At 66.9% G+C, this 23,573-nt stretch carries 23 protein-coding genes; 18 read left to right on the top strand and 5 right to left on the bottom strand.

Features of this window, described 5'->3' with window-relative positions:
* Positions 1-27 precede the first annotated feature (27 nt).
* Positions 28-1,257 carry a cytochrome P450 gene (locus IT779_RS10165; protein WP_196148974.1) on the bottom strand — a complete coding sequence of 410 codons (1,230 nt, stop codon included), beginning with the start codon at positions 1,255-1,257 and terminating at the stop codon, positions 28-30.
* Between the two features lie 230 nt (positions 1,258-1,487).
* Between IT779_RS10165 and IT779_RS10160 the strand changes: the two genes are divergently transcribed.
* From IT779_RS10160 to IT779_RS10095, 14 genes are all read left to right on the top strand, one after another.
* Positions 1,488-2,603, top strand: a complete 1,116-nt coding sequence (locus tag IT779_RS10160; RefSeq protein WP_196148973.1) for an ABC transporter substrate-binding protein — start codon at positions 1,488-1,490, stop codon at positions 2,601-2,603.
* Complete coding sequence (locus IT779_RS10155; RefSeq protein WP_196148972.1) at positions 2,600-3,652, top strand: dihydrodipicolinate synthase; 1,053 nt, start codon at positions 2,600-2,602, stop codon at positions 3,650-3,652. Before IT779_RS10160 ends, IT779_RS10155 begins: the two co-directional genes overlap by 4 nt.
* Positions 3,653-3,665: 13 nt before the next feature.
* Positions 3,666-4,448, top strand: a complete 783-nt coding sequence (locus IT779_RS10150) for an SDR family NAD(P)-dependent oxidoreductase (protein WP_196148971.1) — start codon at positions 3,666-3,668, stop codon at positions 4,446-4,448.
* Between the two features lie 87 nt (positions 4,449-4,535).
* On the top strand, positions 4,536-5,735 hold the full coding sequence (locus tag IT779_RS10145) for a cytochrome P450 (protein WP_196148970.1): 1,200 nt from the start codon (positions 4,536-4,538) through the stop codon (positions 5,733-5,735).
* Between the two features lie 396 nt (positions 5,736-6,131).
* Complete coding sequence (locus IT779_RS10140; protein WP_196148969.1) at positions 6,132-6,896, top strand: MlaE family ABC transporter permease; 765 nt, start codon at positions 6,132-6,134, stop codon at positions 6,894-6,896.
* Position 6,897: 1 nt separating this feature from the next.
* Positions 6,898-7,749, top strand: coding sequence for an MlaE family ABC transporter permease (locus tag IT779_RS10135; protein ID WP_196148968.1), 852 nt, complete (start codon positions 6,898-6,900; stop codon positions 7,747-7,749).
* A gap of 33 nt (positions 7,750-7,782) precedes the next feature.
* A complete protein-coding gene (locus tag IT779_RS10130) occupies positions 7,783-8,952 on the top strand; it encodes an MCE family protein (RefSeq protein ID WP_196148967.1) in 1,170 nt (389 codons plus the stop codon).
* Positions 8,949-9,983, top strand: coding sequence for an MCE family protein (locus IT779_RS10125; protein WP_196149168.1), 1,035 nt, complete (start codon positions 8,949-8,951; stop codon positions 9,981-9,983). Before IT779_RS10130 ends, IT779_RS10125 begins: the two co-directional genes overlap by 4 nt.
* Complete coding sequence (locus tag IT779_RS10120; RefSeq protein ID WP_196148966.1) at positions 9,976-11,037, top strand: MCE family protein; 1,062 nt, start codon at positions 9,976-9,978, stop codon at positions 11,035-11,037. Before IT779_RS10125 ends, IT779_RS10120 begins: the two co-directional genes overlap by 8 nt.
* Positions 11,034-12,290, top strand: a complete 1,257-nt coding sequence (locus tag IT779_RS10115; protein WP_196148965.1) for an MCE family protein — start codon at positions 11,034-11,036, stop codon at positions 12,288-12,290. Before IT779_RS10120 ends, IT779_RS10115 begins: the two co-directional genes overlap by 4 nt.
* On the top strand, positions 12,287-13,540 hold the full coding sequence (locus tag IT779_RS10110; RefSeq protein WP_196148964.1) for an MCE family protein: 1,254 nt from the start codon (positions 12,287-12,289) through the stop codon (positions 13,538-13,540). The genes IT779_RS10115 and IT779_RS10110 overlap by 4 nt, the downstream gene beginning before the upstream one ends.
* Positions 13,537-14,949: an MCE family protein gene (locus IT779_RS10105; protein WP_196148963.1), complete on the top strand. Its 1,413-nt coding sequence runs from the start codon at positions 13,537-13,539 to the stop codon at positions 14,947-14,949. Before IT779_RS10110 ends, IT779_RS10105 begins: the two co-directional genes overlap by 4 nt.
* Entirely contained in the window at positions 14,946-15,908 is a 963-nt protein-coding gene (locus tag IT779_RS37125) for a hypothetical protein (RefSeq protein WP_198428340.1), read from the top strand. Before IT779_RS10105 ends, IT779_RS37125 begins: the two co-directional genes overlap by 4 nt.
* The gene (locus IT779_RS10095) at positions 15,905-16,393 is read left to right on the top strand and encodes a h domain protein (protein WP_196148962.1); all 489 of its coding nucleotides are present in this window, start codon (positions 15,905-15,907) and stop codon (positions 16,391-16,393) included. Before IT779_RS37125 ends, IT779_RS10095 begins: the two co-directional genes overlap by 4 nt.
* Before the next feature lie 24 nt (positions 16,394-16,417).
* On the opposite strand, the gene IT779_RS10090 is transcribed toward IT779_RS10095, so the two are convergent.
* The 3 genes from IT779_RS10090 to IT779_RS38465 all read right to left on the bottom strand — a co-directional run bounded on the left by IT779_RS10090 (position 16,418) and on the right by IT779_RS38465 (position 19,640).
* The gene (locus tag IT779_RS10090) at positions 16,418-17,686 is read right to left on the bottom strand and encodes a hypothetical protein (protein ID WP_196148961.1); all 1,269 of its coding nucleotides are present in this window, start codon (positions 17,684-17,686) and stop codon (positions 16,418-16,420) included.
* On the bottom strand, positions 17,683-18,876 hold the full coding sequence (locus tag IT779_RS10085) for a coiled-coil domain-containing protein (protein WP_196148960.1): 1,194 nt from the start codon (positions 18,874-18,876) through the stop codon (positions 17,683-17,685). The genes IT779_RS10090 and IT779_RS10085 overlap by 4 nt, the downstream gene beginning before the upstream one ends.
* 179 nt (positions 18,877-19,055) lie before the next feature.
* On the bottom strand, positions 19,056-19,640 hold the full coding sequence (locus IT779_RS38465; protein WP_196148959.1) for a TetR/AcrR family transcriptional regulator: 585 nt from the start codon (positions 19,638-19,640) through the stop codon (positions 19,056-19,058).
* A 124-nt stretch (positions 19,641-19,764) separates the two neighbouring features.
* On the opposite strand from IT779_RS38465, the gene IT779_RS10075 reads away from it, so the two are divergent.
* Positions 19,765-20,193 carry a VOC family protein gene (locus IT779_RS10075; RefSeq protein WP_196148958.1) on the top strand — a complete coding sequence of 143 codons (429 nt, stop codon included), beginning with the start codon at positions 19,765-19,767 and terminating at the stop codon, positions 20,191-20,193.
* Between the two features lie 146 nt (positions 20,194-20,339).
* Here IT779_RS10075 and IT779_RS10070 read toward each other — a convergent pair whose 3' ends face one another.
* Positions 20,340-20,738, bottom strand: a complete 399-nt coding sequence (locus IT779_RS10070; RefSeq protein WP_196148957.1) for a winged helix-turn-helix transcriptional regulator — start codon at positions 20,736-20,738, stop codon at positions 20,340-20,342.
* 64 nt (positions 20,739-20,802) lie between these two features.
* On the opposite strand from IT779_RS10070, the gene IT779_RS10065 reads away from it, so the two are divergent.
* The 3 genes from IT779_RS10065 to IT779_RS10055 all read left to right on the top strand — a co-directional run bounded on the left by IT779_RS10065 (position 20,803) and on the right by IT779_RS10055 (position 23,573).
* Positions 20,803-21,642: an SDR family oxidoreductase gene (locus tag IT779_RS10065; RefSeq protein WP_196148956.1), complete on the top strand. Its 840-nt coding sequence runs from the start codon at positions 20,803-20,805 to the stop codon at positions 21,640-21,642.
* Between the two features lie 457 nt (positions 21,643-22,099).
* Complete coding sequence (locus IT779_RS10060) at positions 22,100-22,258, top strand: hypothetical protein (RefSeq protein WP_196148955.1); 159 nt, start codon at positions 22,100-22,102, stop codon at positions 22,256-22,258.
* A 10-nt stretch (positions 22,259-22,268) separates the two neighbouring features.
* Complete coding sequence (locus tag IT779_RS10055) at positions 22,269-23,573, top strand: hypothetical protein (protein ID WP_196148954.1); 1,305 nt, start codon at positions 22,269-22,271, stop codon at positions 23,571-23,573.

Genomic DNA, 23,573 nt, shown 5'->3' with positions numbered 1-23,573 from the left:
CCGTTGTTCGCCGCCGCGTGGGCGGGCTCAGCTCATGGAGTAGCGAATCGGCAGATGCTTCAGACCGCCGACGAAGGTCGTCTCGATCAGTTCGGGCGTGCCGTCGAAGTCGATGGTCCGCAGGCGGGGCAGCAGTTCGGTGAAGAAGGTGCTGATCTCCATGCGGGCCAGCGCGGCGCCGAGGCAGAAATGGACTCCGAAGCCGAAGGCGACGTGTTTGTTCGGCTCGCGGCGGACGTCGAAGCGGAAGGGGTTCTCGAAGACTTCCTCGTCACGGTTGGCCGAGACGTAGGACAGCAGGACCGCCTCGCCTTCCGCGATGGGAATTCCCCTGATCGAGGTGTCCTGGCTCGCGGTGCGCATGAAGGCTTTGACCGGGGTGACCCAGCGGATGATTTCCTCGGTGGCGCGCGGCATGAGGTCGGGTTCGGCTCGCAGCGCGCGGAGTTGATCGGGATTCTCGATCAGTGCTCGCAGGCCGCCGGAGATGGTGCTGCTCGTGGTGTCGTGCCCGGCGGTGGCAATGATCAGGTAGTACGACATGGTGTCGACGTCGGAGAGTGGTTCGCCGTCGATCCTCGCGTTGGCGATCGCCGACGCGAGGTCGTCGGTGGGGTTTTCGCGTCGGGCGGCCGTGAGGCGTTGGAAGTAGGCGAACATCTCCAGCAGCGAATTCGTTTTCTCCTCCGGCGTGACGCCGCGCTGGTATTCGCTGTCGTCGCCGCCGAGAAGTTCCTGGGTAAGGCTCAGCATCATCGGATAATCGCTTTCCGGTATGCCGAGCAGCGACATGATCACATACAGCGGGTAGTGCACCGCGATCTCGGAGACGAAATCGCAGGCGCCGCCCGCCGCCCGCATGTCGTCGACATAGCGTGTCGCCAGTCCGCGCACCCGGATTCCGAGTGCGCGCAGCGCTTTGGGGCTGAACCAGTCCGCGGCGATCGCTCGAACCAGGCGGTGCTGTGGGTCGTCCATGTGGATCAGGGTCCGCACGTCGGCGGCGCCGGGGGAGTCGTCGTCGGGGATGAGAACGGGCCTCGGCCAGTTGGTGAACAAGCGATTGGCGCGTTCGACCGCGAGTACGTCGGTGTGTTTGGTGACGGCCCAGAACGGCCGATACGGGGGATGGTCGACGAAGGAGACGGGGGCGTCGGCGCGCAGCCGGGTCAGGGCGGTGTGCAGGCTGTCCTCGTCGGTGTAGGAGGACGGTCTGGCTAGCGCTCTCGCGGCATCGTCGATGATGGGACCGCTCATGAACGTACCTTCTTGCGATTCAAAGAGCTATAGATATCGGTGCGATCGTACGCGCGGAGCGACGTTCACGAACTCGTTTCCGAAGGTCTGGACGTGGGTGTGCCGCTGAGGTACCTTCCTCGTTGGCTCTCAATTGTCAGATGTTTCCGGCCCGGTACCGCATGGTCGGAAGCTGATCCGTTCGAAGACGGTGCGATGTCCGAGATCACCACGTGCGTAGGAGGTGCGGCATGGTCGAGGTGACGCCCGCCCGGATCGGGCTGCTGATCGACTATCTCGACGCCGACGGCGGATACGACGAGAACGTCCTGCCGACCTTGCAGCTGGTCGCCGACGACTTCCTCGCCCAGGGCGTGCTCGAACGTCCGGTGGAGTTCGTGGTCCGCGCGGTGCAGGGCCTGCCGAACGGATCGTTCCGGCCGGTGCGCGACGCCTTCCACGAACTGGTCGCCGAGGACGCCCTGGTGATCTTCGGGCCGTGGGTCTCGGAGAACGGTGTGGCGCTGCGCCGGTATGTCGAGGACGCGGCGCAGGTGCCGATCATCACGATGGCCGCCTCCGAATCCATGCTTGGGCAGTGGGTGTTCGGGCTGCCCGCGGGGTCGATGGAGGAGGAACCGCTCATCATGGCGACCGTGGCGGCGCTGGACGGCTGCCGCACGGCGGGACTGGTCTACGAGGACTCGCTCATCGGACACGAGTACCTGCGCACCACGCGCGTCGCCTGCCAGGTCGCGGGTCTGTCCATCACCGCGGAGATTCCCATTCCCCAGGTCGAGGCCGACAAGCGGGCCGCGATCGCGACGCTGGCCGCAGACCGGCCCGACGCGCTCGTGCACGTCGGATTCGGACTCGGCATACCGGGCATGAACGCCGCGCTCGACGCCGTTGGGTGGAATCCGCGCCGCTACACCACGACGGCCTTCGAATTCGCGGCCACCAGCGACTGGTGGCGTGCGCAGTTCGCAGGCTGGGTGGGGCTCGACCAGTACGACGAGCGCAACACGGTCGGGCAGCACTTCCTCGACCGGTTCGAACAGCGCCACGGACGCAGGCCCGCCTATTTCTTCCCGCTGTACTGCTACGACGTCGCCCGACTGATGATGACCGCGTTGGCGACGGCGCGTCCGTTGACCGGCGTCGGGGTCAAGGAGTCGCTGGAGCGGATCAAGATGCTTCCGGCGGCCAGCGGTGCGCCGGGAACGCGGATGCGGTTCGGGAAGTTCATTCGCCACGGCTGGGTCGGCAGCGAATTCCTGGTGGCGCGCCGCGTCCTGCCCGACGGCAGTCGCTCCGTGCTGCACGCGACGATCGAGGGGCTGATCCCCGAACAGGCCACATCATGACCACCCGTGTCGTCCAATGGGCGACCGGTCCCGTCGGCGGCGCCGCGCTGCGCGAGATCATCGACCGCCCTGAACTCGAGCTGGTCGGCGTATTCGCCTACAGCGCGGCCAAATTCGGTGTCGACGCGGGCGCCTTGGTCGACCGTCCCGCCACCGGGGTTTCGGTCACCGGGGATCGGTCCGAAATCCTGGATCTGGCAGCGGATGTCGTCGTGCACGCGGCGAGCAAAGCCTACGGCGACGGCAATACCGACGATATCGTGGCACTGCTCGAATCCGGCAAGTCGGTGATCACGACGACTTCCTACAACCATCTGCCCACCTTCGGACCGCAGGCGTGTGCACGGATCACCCGTGCCTGCCGTGCCGCGGGCGTGCGATTCCACGCCGCGGGTGAACATCCCGGATTCGTCTTCGAACGTCTGGCGGCGAGCCTGACCACGTTGTCGCAGCGGGTCGATCGCATCACCGTGCAGGAGTTCGTCGACTGCTCCGGCATCTCCGAACGCCGAATGCTCGTGGATCTCATGGGAATGGGCAAGCATCCCGACGAGATCACGGTCGAGTCGCCGATGTTCCGTGCGGTGTCGGCGCAGTACGAACAGGCGCTGGCCGCCACCGCCGACGTACTCGGCCTGACTGTCGACGCGGTCGTCCCGAGTATCGAGACCGAGACCCGGGCCGAGGATGTGAGTGTGGCGTGCGGCAGACTGCCCGCGGGCACCGTGGTAGGCCAGAAGCTGACGTGGACGGCGTTGCGTCGCGGCGAACCGGTGCTGGTGGCGGAAGAGTTCTGGTCGGCGACCGGACCCGGGCCCGACTGGCCCGCCGCGCGGCCGGGCGAGTTCCTGGTGCGCGTGCGGGTCGACGGAGCGCCGCGCCTGAATCTGGACTTGAGCATCGGCAACGAACCCGTCGCGGGCCTGAGCTGTTCGGCCGGGCAGATGGCGGTCGCCATGACCGCGGTACGGGCGATACCCGATGTCCTGCGAGCGCCGCCCGGCGTGGTGGTGGCGCCCGTGTTCGGAGCCTATCGATGGCGCGATTAGAAGGTGGCGGTTCATGACCATTCGACAACCGGAGGAATTGTTCGACCTGACCGGACGGGTCGCCGTTGTCACCGGCTCGACCCGGGGATTGGGGCGGGCCATGGTCGACGGCTTCTCGCGCGCGGGCGCGTCCGTGGTCGTCTGCGGCCGCACCAAGGAGCCGTGTGATGCCGTGGCCGCCGAAATACGCGCTGCCGGAGGCAAAGCCGTCGGGATCGCGTGCCATGTCGGTGACTGGGACGCGGTTCCCGGATTCGTCGACGCCGTTGTGCAGGAATACGGCCGGGTCGACGTGCTGGTGAACAACGCGGGCATCAATCCGATGGTGCTCGGCCTCAACGATGTCACGTTGCCGTTGTGGCGAAAGATCCTGAGCGTCAATGTCGAAGGGGCGCTGCGCATGAGCCAGTGCCTGGCGCCGGTGATGCGGGACGGCGGCGGTGGCAGCATCGTCAATATCGGCTCCATGGAGGGCTATTTCTCCTCCAACCCCATGTCGGCGGTCTACAGCGCGTCGAAGGCGGCGCTGCGCAGTCTCACCGTGTCGATGGCGAATCTGTGGGCGCCGTGGTCGGTCCGGGTCAATATGCTCAGCCCGGGGCCGTTCGCGACCGAGATGCTGGTCGCCGCGGAGCGAAATTATCCGGGTTCGGTGGCGATGCTGGCCGCGCAGAACCCGCAGAACCGGGTCGCCGATCTGTCCGAAATCGTAGGGCCCACACTGTATCTGGCGAGCGACGCGTCCTCGTTCGTCACCGGCGACGACATCACCGTCGGCGGCGGAATGCGCAAGTAGCGACCGGTCCGGCCGCCTTCCGCGCCGGAGACGACCCGGTCCGCGCCCGAACCGGTGATCAACCAATTCCTTTGTGAGGCGACGACAGTGCGAGAATCAGTGGACGCGGACGTGTACTACGACCCGTACGACACCGCCATCGACGACGATCCCTATCCGGTGTGGAAGCGGCTGCGCGACGAGGCGCCGCTGTACTACAACGAGAAACACGACTTCTACGCGCTGAGCCGCTTCGACGACGTCGTCGCGGGCATCCAGGACTGGAACACCTTCCGGTCCGGGCGCGGAACAATCATGGAGGTCATCACCAGCGGGATGGAGATTCCGTCCGGACTCGTCCTCTTCGAGGATCCGCCGGTGCACGACATGCACCGCAAGATCATGTCGCGGGTGTTCACCCCGCGCCGGATCGCCGCGATCGAGCCGCTGGCCCGGAAATTCACCGTCGAGGCGCTGGACCCGCTGATCGGTTCGGGCGGATTCGACGTCGTGGCCGATCTCGGGGCGTGGATGCCGATGCGCACCATCGGCGCCCTGCTCGGCATTCCCGAACAGGATCAGGCGACCATCCGCGACAGCACCGACAAGGCATTGGCCGTGCGTGACGGCGCCCGCCGCGAGCGCACCGGAAAAGCCTACGTGCCACCGCATCTGGGGATGATCGCCGACTACGTGGACTGGCGCGCCGAGAATCCGTCCGACGACCTGATGAGCGATCTGATCAACGCCGAGGTGGTCGAACCGGACGGGACCCGACGCAGGCTCGACCGGGGCGAGATCTTGACCTACATCAACACCATCATGGGCGCGGGCAGCGAGACGACCACGAGGCTCATCGGATTCACCGGTCAACTGCTGTCGGATCATCCGGAACAACGGCGCGAGATCGTCGCGGACCTGTCGCTCGTTCCGGCCGCGATCGAGGAAGTGCTGCGCTACGAGGCGCCATCGCCGGTGCAGGCGAGATACGTCGCGGCCGATACGCGCCACCACGGGCGGACGGTCCCCGAGGGCGCGGTGCTGCTGCTGATCAATGGTTCGGCCAATCGCGACGAGCGCCGCTACCCCGATCCCGATCGTTTCGACATCCATCGCCGCGACACCCACCTGAGTTTCGGTTTCGGCCTGCACTTCTGCCTCGGCGCCGCACTGGCGAGGCTGGAGGGCAGGGTCGCGCTCGAGGAGATCCTGCGGCGCTGGCCGGACTGGGAAGTCGACTACGCCAAGGCCGTTCGCGGACATACGAGCAGCGTGCGCGGCTGGGCGAAACTCCCGGTCACGACGTAGCGGCAGGCCGGGGGAGAGGCGGCTCGGAGTGTGCTGCCGCCCTATGGTTTCGATCACGGTTCCCGGCCGCCGGTGATGCTGAGCGAGTGCTCAGCATCACCGCTGTTTGCTCGTCCTCGTTGCCGACGGCCGCGCAGTCGGCTACATTGCTTACTGTAAGTCCAACTGTAGTTATCAGGGTCAAGCCTTGGCATGCGGCGGCGGGCGGGATGTCGGGGGCATCGTGGTCGGTGCGCACCAGCCGTGTGCGTTCGGAAATCTACTGTTCACAAGTGTATTTCGGTATCGGTAGAGGTCGTGTGATCGAAACGGGATCCGTGCCCGGTGAAGCGGGTGCGGTGGCGGAGGGTCTGATGCCGTGAGTGGTGAGCGTCGGTCGAGCGAGGAGCCTCGAGCATGAACGATGCCCTTGCTGTGCCGTTGCGCGCGGTCGGAGGGTTCTTCGAACTCTGCGCGGATGTCGCTCGTTCGTCGTTGCGGCGGCCGTTCCAGTGGCAGGAGTTCGTCGAGCAGTCCTGGTTCATCGCGCGGGTGTCGATCACGCCGACGCTGCTGGTCGCGATCCCGTTCACGGTCCTGGTCAGCTTCACCCTGAACATCCTGTTGCGGGAACTCGGCGCGGCCGACCTGAGCGGGGCGGGCGCCGCTTTCGGCGCGATCACGCAGGTCGGTCCGATCGTCACGGTGCTGGTCGTGGCGGGCGCGGGGGCGACGGCGATCTGCGCGGACCTCGGTGCGCGCACCATCCGCGAGGAGATCGACGCCATGCGCGTGCTCGGCATCGACCCGGTGCAGCGGTTGGTGGTGCCGAGGGTGCTCGCGTCGATGTTCGTGGCCTCGATGTTGAACGGGCTGGTCTGCACCATCGGCATCGTCGGCGGATTCCTGTTCTCGGTGTACGTGCAGGACGTGAATCCCGGTGCGTTCGTCAACGGGATCACGTTGCTCACCCACCTGCCCGAGGTGGTCATCTCCGAGGTGAAAGCCGCGATGTTCGGGCTCATCGCCGGTCTGGTCGCCTGCTATCTGGGCCTGAACGTCAGGGGCGGTCCCAAAAGTGTCGGGGATGCGGTCAATCAGACCGTCGTGTTCGCGTTCATGGCGCTGTTCGTGGTGAACGTGGTGGTCACCGCGGTCGGCATCGGGTTCACGGTGAAGTGACATGGCCTACACCATCGAGTCCAGGTTCCCGCGCACCGTGCGCCGCGCGCGCCGCGCGACGTCCACGTTCGACGCTCTCGGCCGCCAGGCCGTCTTCTACGCGCAGGCTCTCGCGTCGTTGCCGCGCGCGCTGCTGCACTATCGCCGGGAGACCGTTCGGCTGATCGCCGAGATCAGCATGGGCACAGGGGCGTTGGCGCTGATCGGCGGCACCGTCGTGATCGTCGGATTCCTCACCCTGTTCACCGGCGGCACCATCGCGGTGCAGGGATACACCTCGCTGGGCAATATCGGCATCGAGGCGCTGACCGGATTCTTCGCCGCCTTCATCAATGTCCGCATCGCCGCGCCGGTGATCTCCGGAATCGGACTCGCGGCCACGATCGGGGCCGGTTCGACCGCGCAGCTCGGGGCGATGCGGGTGGCCGAGGAGATCGACGCGCTGGAATCCATGGGTATCCGCCCACTGCCGTATCTGGTCGGAACCAGGGTGCTGGCCGGGATGATCACGATCGTTCCGCTCTACGCGCTCGCGGTCATCGCGTCGTTCCTGGCCAGCCGGTTCGCCACCGTGGTGATCTTCGGGCAGTCGGCGGGCGTCTACGACCACTATTTCGACACCTTCCTCATCCCGACCGACCTGCTCTGGTCCTTCGCGCAGGCGCTGGTGATGGCCGCCGCGGTCATGCTGATCCACACCTACTACGGCTTCTACGCCGCGGGCGGTCCGGTGGGAGTGGGGGTCGCGGTCGGCAATGCCGTGCGGGCCTCCCTGGTCGCCGTGGTTTCGGTGACACTGCTGATCTCGCTGGCCGTCTACGGCACCTCCGGCAACTTCCACCTCTCCGGGTAAGTGACAATGATGCGATTCAGACGATCGGGCGGGATGGCGAGCAGCGGGCTCGGGCTGAGGTTGGCCGGTCTCGGCTTGGTCATCGTGCTGGCCGCGGTGGTGACGATCGCGTTGACGATGTTCGCGGGCGGGTTCACCAGGTCCGAGACCGTCCTGGTCGAGTCGCCGCGCAGCGGCCTCGTGCTCGACCCGGACGCGAAGGTGCGGTTCCGCGGCGTCGAGATCGGCCGGGTCGCCGAGGTGATCCAGCGCTCCGGCGGTGCGACGCTGCGCCTCGAGATCGATCCCGACGAACTGCGGTTCGTCTCGGCCGATGCGCGCGTCGATATCCGCTCCACCACGGTGTTCGGCGCCAAGTACGTCAATTTCGTAGCGCCGGCGGGACTTCCGGCGCGCGCGCTGCGCCCGGACGCGCGGATCACCGCCGACCGGGTGACCGTCGAGTTCAACACCCTGTTCCAGCGTCTGAGCGATCTGCTCGCGATCATCGAACCGGAGAAGTTGAACGCGATCCTGTCCGCGCTCGGGACCGCTGTCGACGGGCGCGGCGAGAAGATCGGCGGCCTGCTCACCGGCGCGGATTCCTTTCTGCGCGAGATCAACCCGTCGCTTCCGGCCCTGCGCGCCGATCTCGACAAGTCCGCTCGGGTCGCGGAGTTGTACGCCGACACCGCCGGGGACCTGATGGCGACGGTGTCCAATGTGACGGCGACCGGGCGGACGGTGGTCGAGGAGCGTTCGAGTCTCGATGAATTGCTGGTGAATGTGATAGGTGTGGCCGATACCACCTCTACGGTGTTGCGGGACAACGAGAATCAACTGGTGACGGCGCTGGAACTGCTGCGGCCGACAACGGGTCTGCTGGCCGATTACGCCCCGGTTCTGTACTGCCTGATCACCGGGATCGGTAATTCCATGCCCGCGGCCGAGGCAGTCTTCGGCGGCGGACAGGAAGCGGTGGCGCTCAGCGCCAGCTTCATGCCGGGAACCGAGCGCTACACCGCGCCCAACGACCTGCCCAAGGTGAACGCCACCGGCGGCCCGCACTGCGGCGGGATCCTGGAACGCGTGCCGGGCAGCAACGCCGACTATCTCGTGGTCGACACCAGCGAGGGCACACCGTATGTTCCGTCGACGACGTTGACCTTCAACGCTCCGCCGGTGTTCAAGATCCTCTTCGCCGGACTGCCGGGGGTGGGATAGCCGTGCGCGTCGCGACATCGGTAAAACTGGCGGTCTTCGCCGTGGTGATGGCGTTGATCTTCGCCGGTCTCGTCGTGGTTTTCGGTCAGGTGCGTTTCTCGGCCGAGAACGGTTACAAGGCGGTGTTCACCAGTTCGTCGGGAATGCTGCCCGGTGCGAAGGTGCGCATCGCGGGCGTTCCGGTCGGGTCGGTCACCTCCGTCGAGGTCGGCGCCGACTACCTCGCCCACGTCGAATTCCAGGTCGACCGCGAATACCCGCTGTTCACCAGCACCCGGGCCGCGATCCGCTACGAGAACCTCGTCGGTGACCGGTATCTGGAGTTGCTCGAGGGTCCCGGCGAGGCGAAGACACTGCCCGACGGCGGCGCCATCGCCGAGGAGCAGACCGCTCCCGCGTTGGATCTGGATATGCTGCTCGGCGGGTTCAAACCCCTGCTGCGCGGCCTCGATCCCGGTCAGGTGAACGACCTGACCGAGGCGTTGGTGCGAATCTTCCAAGGTCAAGGCGGGAATCTGGTGTCGCTGTTGGACAGCGGCGGTTCTTTCGCGCAGACCCTGGCCGATCGAGACGCGTTGATCGGCAGTGTGATCGACAACCTGAACTCGGCGCTGGCCGTCATCGACGAGCGCGGCGATCAGTTCACCACGACCATCACCGAATTGCGCAGGCTGGTATCGGGATTGGCGGCCGACCGCGACCCGATCGGTGCGGCGATACCGCGGATCGCGGGCGCCACCGGCGATCTCACCGCTCTGCTGGCGCAGTCCAGACCGGATCTGCGCGCCACGATCGAGCAGACCGACCGAGTCGGCGGCCTGTTGACCGAGGGCAGCGACACGGTGCAGTGGGTATTGGACCGACTGCCCGCGACCTATCGCAACCTGATCAGGATCGGTTCCTACGGTTCCTTCCTGAACATGTACATCTGCTCGGTGGTGTTCCTGGTCGACGGGCCGAACGGGGTGCCGACCGAGATCGCGATTCCCGGCACCCAGACGACGGGAAGGTGCGCGCCCACCCATGAGTGAGAAACGATCCTCCGCGATGACCATCGGCGTCGTCGGCATCGTCCTCGCGGTGACGGTGTCGTTGTCGGCGCTGCAACTGGACCGGTTGCCGTTCCTGCGCTCGGGAGCGAGTTTCACCGCCTACTTCGGCGACGCGGGCGGGTTGGTGCCCGGCGACGCCGTCCAGGTCGCCGGGGTGCGCTCGGGGCGGGTCGAGTCCGTCGAGCTCTCGGGCGCGAAGGTGCTCGTGCGGTTCACCTTGAAGGAATCGATCGTGTTGGGCGACAAGACTTCCGCCGCGATCAAGACCAATACGGTGCTCGGGCGCAAGTCGGTCGAGGTGTATCCGTCGGGGTCGGGCGCGCTGCGGCGCGACGACCCGATTCCGTTGGAGCGCACCAACTCTCCGTACTCGCTCAATCAGGCGTTGAGCGATCTCGGCGGCACCATCCAAGGTCTCGACACCGACCGACTCGACCAGACCCTGGACGAACTGTCGGCGACCTTCGCCGACACCTCGCCCGCGGTGCGCACCGCGTTGGACGGGGTCACGGCGCTCTCGCGCACCGTCAACATCCGCGACGAAGCGCTGCTCCAACTGTTGACACGGGCGCGCAACGTCACCGGGATCCTCGCCGAGCAGTCCTCCCAGATCACCGCGCTGCTCTCGGACGGAAACGAACTGCTCGGCGAACTCGAGTCGCGGCGGGCGGCGCTGGGGCAGATGATCGTGAACCTGAACGCATTGGCCCAGCAGTTGTCGGGGGTGATAGCCGACAACGAGGCGCAGCTGGCTCCCGCCTTGGAGAAGCTCAATTCCGTTCTCGCGCAACTGGAACGTAACCGGAACAACATCACCGAGGCGCTGGCCGGACTCGGCCCGTATGCCGCCGCGCTCGGCGAACAGGTCGGCAGCGGGCCCTATTTCCAGGCGTACGTGTCCAACGCGAACAGTCCGCTGCTGCACGTCCTGGTCGACGCCCTCGCCTGGCCGCAGAACCTCCCGGAATCCCTGCGCGCCTACTTCACGCCACCTCCCTCCATCGGTCCGGGTGTTCAGGAGCCGCCACGATGAAGCTGTCGAACGCTGTGCGCAGACCACCGCGCTGGGTCCTGGTGCTGGCGGGGGTCGTGATCGTCGCCGCTGTGGCGGTTCCGGTCTGGAACCGGGTGTCCACCCTCGGCGCGACCACCATCGCCGCCGAGTTCCCCGCCACCACCGCGCTGTATCCCGGCGACGAGGTCCGGGTACTCGGTGTCCGGGTCGGGCGGATCGACGCGATCGAACCCGGCGTCGATCGGGTCAGGGTCGCGATGACCATCGACCGCGGCGTCGACATCCCCGCCGACGCCCGCGCGGTGATCGTCGCGCCATCGCTGGTTGCGGCCCGGTTCATCCAGCTCGCCCCCGCGTACACCGGCGGGCCGAGGATGCGCGACGGCGCCACGATCGGGCTCGACCGCACCGCCATCCCGGTCGAATGGGACGACATCAAGGCCGAATTGGCCAAATTGTCCACCGCGCTCGGTCCGGTGGGCCAGGACAGCCAGGGCTCGTTCGCTCGTTTCGTCGACACCGTCTCCGACAACCTCGACGGCAACGGCGAGCGACTGCGCGAAACCATCCGCGCGCTTTCGGCCACCCTGACGACCGTGTCCGACGGGCGCGCCGACCTGTTCGGCACCATCCGCAACCTCCAGCAGTTCGTCGAGGTGCTGTCCAGCAGCAACGAACAGATCGTCCAGTTCGGCGGACGACTCGCCTCGGTCTCCTCGGTGTTGGCGGGCGTGCGATCCGATCTCGGCGCGGGACTGGACAATCTCGACAGCGCGATCACCGATGTGCAGCGCTTCCTGGACAGCAGCGATACCCAGCTCACCGAAGGCGTGCAGCGGCTCGCGCAGGTCACCCAGATCGTGGCCGACAACCGCACCGCCCTCGAACGCGTACTGCACGCGGCCCCGACCGGCCTCGCCAACTTCTACACGATCTACAAACCCGCGCAGGGCAGTCTGGCGGGCGCGGTGGTGCTGAACAACACGGCGAACCCGTTCGCGTTCCTGTGCGGATCGGTCCAAGCGGTGCAGACCGCCAACTCCGACCGCAGCGCCGATCTGTGCAGGCAGTATCTGGCTCCGGTGGTCGATTCGCTGGCGATGAACTACCTGCCGATCATGACGAATCCGGCCAGCGGCGTGCAGGCGTTGCCAAGTCAGCTGGAATTCAGTCCGCCGTCCCTCGCCGACCGGGTACCCGCCGCCCCGGTCACCGCGAGCGGCATCCCCGATGGGCTCGTCGGGCTGGCTGTGCCGGGAGGTGTGCGATGAGCGGAATCTTCGGTCGGCGGCCGCGCGGGTTGGCCGCTGTGGCGCTCGGCTGTGTCCTGCTGACGGGAGTGTCGGGATGCGAGTGGGACGGATTGAACTCGTTGCCGATGCCGGGCACCGAGGGCACCGGCGACGGCGCGTGGCAGGTGCGCATCCAGATGCCGAATGTGACCACGCTGACCAGGAATTCGCCGGTCCGGGTGGATGACGTCGCGGTGGGCACGGTCTCCGACATCGAAGTCGAAGGCTGGCACGCGCTGGTCACCGTCTCGCTGAATCCGGGGGTCGAGCTGCCCGCGAACGCGGTCGCCCGGATCGGGCAGACGAGTCTGCTCGGCAGCAACCATGTCGAACTTGCCGCACCCACCGATGCCACGGCGGCGGGGCGGCTGCGCGACGGTGACCTCATACCGCTGGCCCGCGCCGGGGTGTATCCGACCACCGAACAGGTCCTGTCCTCGCTCTCGGTCGTGCTGACCGGAGGCGGCATCACCCAGCTCGAGGACATCACCCGGGAATTGAGTGCCGCGCTGAGCGGCAACGAGGACCAGATCCGCGATCTGCTGCCGCGACTGAACGAGCTTCTGGTCACCCTGCGAGACCAGACCGGCAGCATCATCGCGGCGATGAACGGCATCGACAGACTCGGCGCGCAGATCGCGGACCGACGCCAGATCCTGGCCGACGCGCTCGACGAACTGCCCGAGGCGCTGACGCTACTGGCCGATCGCCGCGAGACGATCACCACCGCGATCACCGCTCTCGGCAGTCTCGGCGAGGTCGTCGAACGGATCGTCGCCAACGGCGGGGACAACCTGAAAGCCAACCTGCGCAGCCTGGTTCCCGTACTCAGGAACCTCGGCGACACCGGCGGCAACCTCACCGAATCGATGAAGATGCTGCTCACCTTCCCCTTCCCGATGAAGAACCTGGACCATGCCGTCAAAGGCGACTACATGAATCTGGCGGTCAACGTCGACCTCACCGGCAAGCGGCTCGACACCAACTTCCTCACCGGCACCCCGCTGGGCGGACGTTTCGGCGGAATCGAAGGCGTCCTCGGCACTTTCGCGCCCGACACCGCGGGGCAGGGCGGCAATCCGGCAACCGGCCCGCTGCAACCTCCCGGCACGCCGTCACCGACCGTTCCCGGCCTGCCGTCCATCCCGGGCCTGCCCGCGATTCCCGGCCTGACCGTGCCGTTGCCCGGCCGGAACCCCACCGCGCCGCAGGATGGGGCGCCGCGATGAAACTCACCCGATTCGTCCGCATCCAGCTCACCATCTTCGCCATCCTGACCGTGATCGGTCTGGTCGTCATGGGCGGCACCTACATGAAGGTGCCCGCCATGTTCGGCATCGGCCGCTACGACATCACCGTCCACCTCGCCGCGACCGGAGGGCTCTACGAGACCGCGAACGTCGCCTATCGCGGCACCAATATCGGTGTGGTGAAACAGGTTCGACTCACCGGCGAAGGCGTCGAGGCGTTGGCCTCCATCGACAGCGACTATCGGGTCCCGGCGGATTCGCACGCCTGGGTGCGCAGCGTCTCCGCGGTCGGCGAACAGTATCTCGACCTGGTGCCCCCCGAGAACAGCAGCGGCAAACCCCTGCGCGACGGCGACGTGATCCCGATGCAGCGCACCGGGCTGCCCCAGGACGTCGGCGCACTGCTCGACCAAGCCGACCTGCTGCTCGCCGACATCGCCGACGCCCGACTGCGACAGGTGCTCGACGAGGCATTCCGGGCGTTCAACGGATCCGGTCTGGAACTGCAACAGCTCATCGATTCCGCGGCGCTGCTGGTCCAGGAGGCCAACGCGGGCGCGGCACCGACGAAGAAGCTGTTGGATCAGCTGGGTCCGCTGCTCGACACCCAGACCCGATCCGACGCCGCCATCCGCTCCTGGACCCGCGACCTCGCCGCCACGACCGCGGAACTGCGCGCCCACGATCCCGCGCTGCGCGGCATACTGCACCACGGTCCGGCCACGATGCAGCAGGTGAGCGCGCTGTTCGCCGAACTGCAGCCGACGCTGCCGATCCTGCTGCGCAACCTGGTCAGCGTCGGGCAGGTCGCCCTCACCTACCACGCGGGCATCGAACAGGTTCTGGTGCTGTATCCGCCGCTGGTGGCAGCCCTGATGACCGTCATCCGTGGGCCGCTGAAATACGGCGCCGCCGTCGACTTCGTGGCGACCTTCGGCGATCCGCCCGCGTGCACGACCGGGTTCCTGCCGCCGAGCCAATGGCGTGACCCCAGCGACCTCGGACCGGTCGACACGCCGGACGGGCTGTACTGCAAGATCCCGCAGGAAGCGCCCGAAGCGGTGCGCGGCATCCGCAACACCCCCTGTATGGAAGTGCCGGGAGTGCGCGCGCCGACACCGGAGATGTGTCGCACCGGATACGTTCCGATCGGCCCGAACACCCCACCCGTCGGGCGGACCCAGCCCGCCGGATCCGATTCGCAACAGACGCCCGCGGCGCCCGCGAGCTACGGCGTCGGGCCCGCCGCCGCCCGCGCCTACGATCCGGCCACCGGCACGTACACCGGTCCGGACGGGCGCGCCTACCGATTGGCCGACATCGCCCCCGGCGGTTCGGGAACCGTGCCAGCCACATGGCAAGCAATGCTCCAGGAGCAGCAACGATGACAACCAGCACCGGAAAAGTCCGTTCCTCGCGTCGACGTGTGGTTCGATCACCCGGCCCGCCGACGCGCGCGGGTGCGACCGAGCGGGTCGGCGGTGGGCCGAACAACCACGGTGATCGAGGGGCTGCGGTCGAGAAGGACCACGTCGACGCGACTTCGGGTCCGGAGGTGGAATCCCTGATCTCCGGGGGTGAGCAGGCGACCTCGACGGACGATGCCGCGCACAGCGAGCACGTCGCGCGCATCGAACAGGCCGAGCACGTCGAGGAGGCCGCGCGCACCAGTGAGGCCGCGCGCACCAGTGAGGCCGCGCGCAGCGGTGAGTCCGCGCGCACCGAGCACGCCGCGCGCACCGAACAGGCTGAGCAGGCCGTGCGCACGGAAAAGGGCGTGCGAACCGAACAGAGCGCAGTTGTGACCGAGACCGCCGCGGACGCGGATGTCTACGAGGGCGGCGCGAGTCCTCGGCGGCGCTGGACCGTCGCCCGCATCGTGGCCGCGACACTGTTGCTCGCGCTGGTCGTAGCCGCGATCGCGTCCACGGTCGCGTTGCATTCGATATCCGAGGGCAATGACGCACGCGAACAGCGGCGCACCGAATACCTCCAGACCGCGCGTCAAGCCGTGCTCAATCTGACCACGATCCGTGCGGACTCCGCCCAGGCCGACATCGACCGAATCCTCGCGGGCGCCTCCGGAGAATTCCGAAGCGAGTTCGACGGGCGTATCGATCCCTTCCGCGAGGTCGTCCGACAGGCGCGCGTCGTCTCCACCGGCGAGGTCATCGAAGCCGCGCTCGAAGACGACGACGACCGAACGGCCCACGTGCTCGTCGCGGCGAAACAGACCGTCACCAACGCGGGCCAACAGGAACCGCAGCAACGCTACTACCGTTTCCGCGTCACCGTGACCGGCGGCGAGCACGGCCCGACCGTTTCGAAAGTGGAGTTCGTGGCATGACACGTACACGCACGCGTATCGTCGCGGCTATCGCCATCGCGGTGGCGCTCGTCGCCGTGGCGGTCACGGCGGTCAACGGGTACCGCTACTTCGAGCAGCGCGCAGACGAGCGCACCCGCGCCGACGCGGTGAGCACGGCCGAACGCACCGTCACCGCCATGTTCAGTTACGACCACACCACCGTGGACACCGAATTGCCCAGAGCCGCGGATCAACTCACCGGAGACTTCCGTGCGGACTACCTCCGACTCATCCGCGAGGCGATCGTTCCGGGGGCCAAGGAGAAGAAGCTGACGGTCAGGGCCACCGTAGAAGCGGGTGGCATCGTCTCCGACGAGAACTCACACGCGGTGGTGCTGCTCTTCCTCAACCAGGTGACCACCAGCGGCGACAACGCGCAGGGCGCCACCACCGGAAGTCGGGTCAGAGTCGGTCTGGACCGCAACGACGACCGCTGGTTGGTGTCCGGGGTGACACCGATCTGAGGTTTCGCTTCGAAGGGGGGCAGGCTAGAGCGTTGTCGGGTCCATACGCGGCGGCGGGGCGGAGTCGGCGTGCGGGTCGGTCAACAGGTCCGCGATGGTGATCGCCTCGGGCAGGGTCCATGTCGCTGCTTCGTCGGCCAGTAGTTGTTCCCACGAGGGCGCCCCGGCCCGTGCGCGTGCGGCGGCATCGGAGCGGGCTTTCAGCGCGAGCATTCCGGTCCGCATGAGTACGGGCACGTCGAGATGCCTGGCGGCGACCACGGTTTCACCGGCGATGGCGGCCGCGGCGGTCTTCGACAGGCTGATCGCTCCGGCCGCGGCGTGGGCGGCGAGCAGCATCTCGGTGCGTTTGGCCGTCGTGGCGGTCGACAGGCGCGGGGTGCCGGTGGAGCGGTAGGCGTCGAGGTGGGTGTGGGTTCGGATGACGATTTCGGTGGCGAGCATGCCGAGACCGGGAGTCAGTACTCCGGAGCGCAGATTCAGTCCGTCGCCGGAGTTCGTTCCGGCGTAGGCGTCGTGGGCGAACTTTCGCAAGTCGGCGTTCGGCATCTCGTAGAGAAGTGTCCAGCCCGGCAGCGGAAGGCTCATCGGGGTGACGAAGTCGGCGGCCCAGTGCTTCAGCAGCAGCGCGACCGCGAGATGGGGCTCGCGGACTTGCGCGAACGGCAGGCCGGAGCGAGTCCGGGTCACCTGTTCGATCACCTGTCGTCCGTCTTCCCACCATGTGCCTTCGAAGGTGCCCGTGCGAATCTGTTTCAGGGCGGCGAAGAATCGACCGATATCGTGGCCAGCGGACCGGACACGATGTGCCGGACCGCCGAATTTCGGGCCGGTGTAGTCGATCGGGAGTCGGGCGGTCTGCTTCTCCCACCGGCGCAGCAGATCGCTGTTCTTCAACAAGGACAGGCCGCCGAGCACCGCGGCGTCCACGTGGTTGTCGTAGAGGTTGCCGAGTGCGCCGATGAGGCCGGAGACGCCGACGACCACCAGGTCGCCACGTTCCCATGGAAGCCGTTGGGTCGCACGCCATTCATCGAGCCGCGCCAGTGCGATCGGGTCGAGGATGTCGGCCCATTCTGGCTCGCCCCAACCCAGGTCCTCGCGAAGCCGCCGATGGTGCGCGGTGAGTTCGGCATGGGTGAGCTCCGTCGGAGTGCTCGTTATGCGCTGTGCTGCGGCATGATCGATCGGTGTGTCCGAAAGCGCTGCCGCGGTGATGGATTCGATGGCGTCCAGGTCGCGCGTAAGTGCGTCCAGATTGCCGATGTGGTCGTCGCCGATCCCGGTGCTCACGCCGCGTCCTCGAGATCGTCGGCGAGGACGGCGACGCCCTGGGCGACGGTCTCGACGGTCTTCTTCTCGGTTTCGAGCTCATCCAGCTCGGCGAGCAATGCCTGCAGTTCATCGTTTTCGGGTCCCGTGACGCGCTCCTTGAGCCGGTCGGCGACGCCGCGGAAGCGTGCGACGCGATCCTCGGCCGCGAGCCGCCGACCTCGCTCGGCATCCACCTCCGCCTGCTTGGTCTCCAGCTGCGCCCGAAGGTTCTCGATTCGCTCCGCGAGAGTCACCACCGTCTTGCCGAGGTTCGTGACCCGCTCGCGAAGACCGACGATGACGGCCTTCGCCGCCTCCTCGTTGCCGTCGACATCGCGAAGCACGAGTTGGGTCACGACGTGCAGACGGATGGCGTCGGCCGCGATGCGAGCCGCCGTGAACCCGGAAGCCTTGCCCGCGAGCGTGAAAGCCCCCGCACCCGCCGCGCCGCCCAACCCGGTGATGATCGCGGCGCCACCGGCCATCCCGAGGCCGCCCGCGGCGATGGAACCGCCGCCGATCGCGGCGAGACCCGCGGAAGTGGCGACCGCGCCCGAATAGCCGAGAACCAGTGCACCGTACGCGCCCGCGATCGCCGGTGCGGCGAGACCGCCGGTCAGTACCCCGAGTCCGAGGCCCGCACCGGCCAGGAGCGCGTATTTGGTCCAGTTACTCGCCTTCGACAGCTTCTTGATCGCGTCCTTGTACGCGGCTTCCACGGCATGCAGGTCTTCGGGGTGCAGCTGGTCCATCGAAGCATGAGCGGCGACAAGAGCTTCGGCGCGCACAGCCTTCTCCCATTTGCCCGCTACCCACGGCTCGAAGCCGTACAGGTCGATGAGCAGAAGCAGCGCCCGTGACCGTCTCGTCACGACCGAGGAGATCTGCGGCACAGCGGATTCGAGCGCTTCGAGATTCGGGGACTCGCCATCGGCGGCGATCCGCTGAACCACCTCGGCGACGGCGGGGGACCAGTCGCCTCGATCTCGCTGCCCGATGGCCGCAACCGCGTTGACGCGGAAGGTGTTACGCATCTCCCGCTTGGACGCGAGATATTTGCCCTTCGACGCGGCGATGTCGCGCTGCATCATCCGGTACTGCCACGCCGTGAGAACGAAGTCCTCATCGGGAGAGAGTTCGAGCTTCTTCTGCACTTGCACCGCGTCCATGTGCGTGACATTAGCGACAAGTCCCGACAGGAGATGGTGATTCGCGGCGAAGGGGTCAACGACGGATCGAGTCGGGGTCGCTGTGCGCACTCGGCGTACGGGCAGCGCTCACCTCGCCCGCAGCGCTGCGCTCTACGTTCGTCCTCTGCGAATATTGTTGCACCGCAATCGAAATAGTCCTAAATTCCGGTGGCGGTGGACTGTATGGCTCGCCCGTACACGGCGATCACGCAGGAGTGGTCGTAGTCGCGGAGCGTCTCGTCGGAGATGCTGAGCGCTTGTAGGAGACCGCCGATCTGCGCGGCGATCAGGCGGGCGCGCAGCACCGGATCGGGGCCGGGCAGGCGGTCTTTCAGTTGGTCGATGAACGACTGCTCGACGACCTCGTTGAGCTTGGATCGCACGGCGGCGCTGTCCGACGCGCGAACCAATGCGGTGTGCATTCCGAGCATCTCGTCGGAAGCGTGGCTCAGCAGGAACTCCACCAGGCGTGTGCCGAGGGTTGCCAGTGGACCGGCCAGGACGTCGTTCCAGAACCCTCGGTTGGGGACGGTTCGGAGGAAGAGTTCTTCCTTTGAGCCGAAGTGGCGGATCACCAGCGCCGGATCGACGCCCGCGTCGTTGGCGATGGCGCGCACCGAGGTCGGCGTGTAGCCGTGTCGGCGGAATCGTTCGGTCGCGCAACGCAGGATCGTGTCGGCGGTCGACGACGGACGCGGCGAGCGCGCGCGGGCGGGAACCGCGCCGTCCTGTGATCGGGGCATCGTCCACTCTCATCGCGATCGAACCGGGGGCAACGCCACGATAGCCGGAGTCGGTCAACGCTGTTGACTTCTGGGTGTCAACGCTGTTGACTTCTGTGCGGAGCCGACCGACGGAAGGACGCCCATGACCGCAGGGGAGACCGCCGCCGGGGCTCGGCTGCATCACATCGTGTTCGCGGTGCACCCGCTCGCGCTGGCGGAGGCGGCCCGGATGTTCACCGAATTGGGTTTCGTATTCAGCGATTTCGAGTTGGACGATCTCGGCCTGCGGGTGCTGCTCGACTGGGATCGCGGCATCGAACTGGTGAGTCCGATGCCCGGCGAAACCGGCGACGGCAGCGCGGTCGCCGAATTCCTCGCAAGTCGGGGCCCAGGCGTGTTCTCGGTGGTGATCCGCGTACCCGACGCCCCCGATGCCGAAGAACTCGCGAAACGGTACGGCGCGGAGATTCGATACCGTCAGCACCGCGAAGGCGAGGGCTACGCTCTCGACGAGGTCGAACTTTCGGTGCGGGGACTACCGCTGACCTTTCTGTCCACCGACCTGCCCTGACGCGCGGGGGTGACCCGGCCGATCCGGCCGAGCTACACCGATCGGTGATTCGGAGTTCAGGTCGTGTGGGGACCTATGTGTCGTTCGGGGCGAGGAGTGCGGCGAGTTCTTCGCGGGTGCTGCTCGGCGGACGAGGCTGTACCGGTCTATTCGCGGTCTTGATCGTGGCGGTGCTGCGCCTGCACCACGTCGGGGACGTGCCGGTAGATCCAATCCAGGAATGGATGCAGTGATTCGGTGAGGCCGTGGCCGAGTTCGGTGAGGTCGTAGCTGACTCGGGGCGGGGTCGTCGGCTCGACGGTGCGTGCGACCAGACCGTCTCGCACGAGCATGCGCAAGGTCTGCGACAGCATCTTCTCGCTGATTCCGTCGATCAGTCTGTGCAACTCGGCGAAGCGCAATGGTCCTCGGGTCAGCGCGGTCAGGATGAGCATGGCCCAGCGGCTGGTGATGTGGTCGAGTACTTCGCGCACGGGGCAATCGCTGTTGAATGTGTCACTTGCATCCTGCCAGACGCGGTGCTTGGCCTGGGAGCTTGCTGTCATGTCCGGAGCTTACCCGGGGGTATGTCCATACCGGTGGTAAGTCCGTGCCTCTACGGTGTTCGGCATGACGACGGTTGTTTTCGGAGCGAGTGGAAATGTCGGAAAATATGTTGCGGCGGGGTTGGATTCGGCGGGTGTGCGGGTCCGTAGGACGAGTCGGGATCCCGGTGCGGCGGGGTTCCCGTCCGGCGTCGAGGTAGTGGCCGCGGATCTGGAACGGCCCGAGACTGTTTCGGCCGCGCTCGAGGGTGCGCGCCGAGTGTTCCTCTACGCCAAGCCCGATGGGATCGAAGGGTTCGTCGCGGCGGCCGAGTCGGCGGGGGTGCGGCAGGTGGTGTTGCTCTCGTCCGCGGCCGTCGTGATGGGCGATGCCGCGCTGAGCCCGATCGGGGTCGCGCATGCCGTCGTCGAGTCCGCCATCCAGAAGTCCGGTATGGACTGGACATTCATTCGGCCTGGCATGTTCGCGACGAACGCGCTGTGGTGGTGGCAGAAGTCGATCCGGGAGGAAGGCGTCGTCCGGTTGCCGTATCCCGATGCGCTGACCACGCCGGTCCACGAGAAGGATCTGGCGGCGCTCGCGGTCGCCGCGCTGACCGAGCCGGGGCACGAAGGACGTGCGTATTCGGTCACCGGCCCCGAGGCGTTGACCCTGCGGCAGCAGGTGCGTCATATCGGCGAGGCCGTCGACCGCGATATCGCGGTCGATTCGACCACCGTCGACCAGGCCCGCGCGGAACTCCTGAAAACCTTGCCGCCCTTCGCTGTCGACGGCATCCTGGCGGGCTGGAAAGCCGGTATCGGCGTACCGGCGCCGGTACCGACCGGTGTCGCCGAGATCATCGGAAGGCCCGCGCACACGTTCGCGCAGTGGGCCATTGATCACGCTTCCGACTTCCGTTGATCTGCGACAAGTTCGGATACGCGACCGCGCTGCCGGTCGCGACGGGCGCGTCGAAGCGATCGCCGTTGCAGCCGCGTCCAGCGGTCCGGTCGTGAATCGGGACCGGTCTTTATTATTTCGACCAACATCGAGTACGGCACGGTGAAATACACGATTTGCAGTGTTCCGCTCGGGTGAGTTCGACTACAACGACCGGCATCGCGCATTCATCTCGGAGTTGGAAGAATTCTCTCGCAGTGCGGACTCCGGTTGCGGATCTCGCGCCGAATAGTGGTAGGTACCGGATTTCCGGTAAAGCGCGGTGTGGAGCACTCTACGGTGACATTCGTGTCGTTCGAGTGGTGTGCGAAAGAGATCAAAAGGTCTGGACGCGGGTGGCGTCGAACTCTAATATTGGTGCGGCTGTGGACGATATCCGAGTTCGGCGTTCCACCGACATCCGCGGGGGGAGCGCGTAATGGCAATGGTTCGGATATCGGCGGTATTCATGGATGCGGCCGATCTGCGGACACTCGGAGACCAGGCCGTCGAATGCGGCGACCACGTCTTCGACTCCGAGGACACCGTGGACTCCGAACCAGCCGACCTCGGCTCACCACTCCGCCCACAACCCTGAAAGGGATGCGATGTCACGCTACGGCGCCCCCGGGAACATCGATGATTTCGCGCACGGCGCCGATCCCGCCGCGCTCGCCGACGGTTGGCACAAGACGGTCAGCGGGTGGGTAGGCGCCAGGGCCGCCGATTCGGCCGCGTTCTTCGACGCGCTCGACAGCGCGGGTGACGTGGTGCCGATCGCGTGGGACGGATTCCCGCTCGCGCTGCGATCGTGGTTCGCCACCGCCCCCGATCCGGAACTGGCTCGGCAGCGATCGGCGGAGACCCTCGCCGAATGGCGGCCGGGGGGACGCGCCCCTCGGGCGGTGCGCGGGGGCATGCTCGGCGAACCGCTCACGCTGTTCCGGCGCCAGCAGGACGAGTACTGCGAATGGTTCACCCACCGCGACGACGCGGGCAGGATCACCCGCGTCGATTTCTCCTGTGAGGGGCCCGAGTACTGGACCCACATCGCCACCGACCCCGAGTTGTGTCTGCGGCTGTATCGCGAACACGTCGACGCGAATGTGGAACTGTCCGAACTGTTCTGGGACCACGACGTCGCGATCAGCATCGACGGGCGGTGGCGTATCTGGGCCCGTGCCGGGGACTACAACGTCCTCAATCGCTGGACGACGACAGACGGCATCATGCACCTGACCCACTCGGCCAACACCCTCGAGGCCGAGATCAACCTCGCCGCCGACGCCACGGTACTGCGCGCGGTCGACGGCGTGATCGTCGACGATCCGGGCACGCTGATCTGCTGTTCGGGTTTCGGCGGCGCCTCCCGATCCAGCGATCCGCTGATCGGGTTCGCGGTCAACCGCGCGGTGTCGGCGGGCAAACGGGTCGGCCTGGCCGATCCGGTCGGCCTGTATATCTCCGCACTCAACACCGGAGCGTTCACCGACGGTGACGGCGATCCTGTCGACGCGTGGCGAGTCGTGCGCGGCGACGCGAGCGAGCAGCGCATCCTGCGAGCCACGTTCACCCCGCCTCCCGGCTCGGAAGTGCTGGTGGGCGGTGTCCCACTCGAGTTCGGCGGTCATATCACCGACCATATCCAGATGGCGCTCTACGGTGTGGTCGAAACCAATCCGGCGGGTGTCCCGGAGGCCGCCGGATGCGTCGCCGCGTGCTGCGCCGATCCCGACCGGCCCGCGTTCCGAATCGTCGTCGGCCCGAAGGATTCCTGCTCGGCCATCGACTGGGAACTGCTCGGCCCGGTCAGCCCCTCCGACGCGCGCGGCCCTGGTCTCGCCGCGGCGGAGATCGATATCGTCGACACCACTCCCGTGACCGAATCCGCGATCATTTCCCGACACCGCTGA

Origin of the sequence: Nocardia bovistercoris, assembly GCF_015674855.1 — a bacterium.
Lineage (GTDB): Bacteria > Actinomycetota > Actinomycetes > Mycobacteriales > Mycobacteriaceae > Nocardia > Nocardia bovistercoris.
This window is presented reverse-complemented; position numbering and strand designations above follow the sequence as displayed.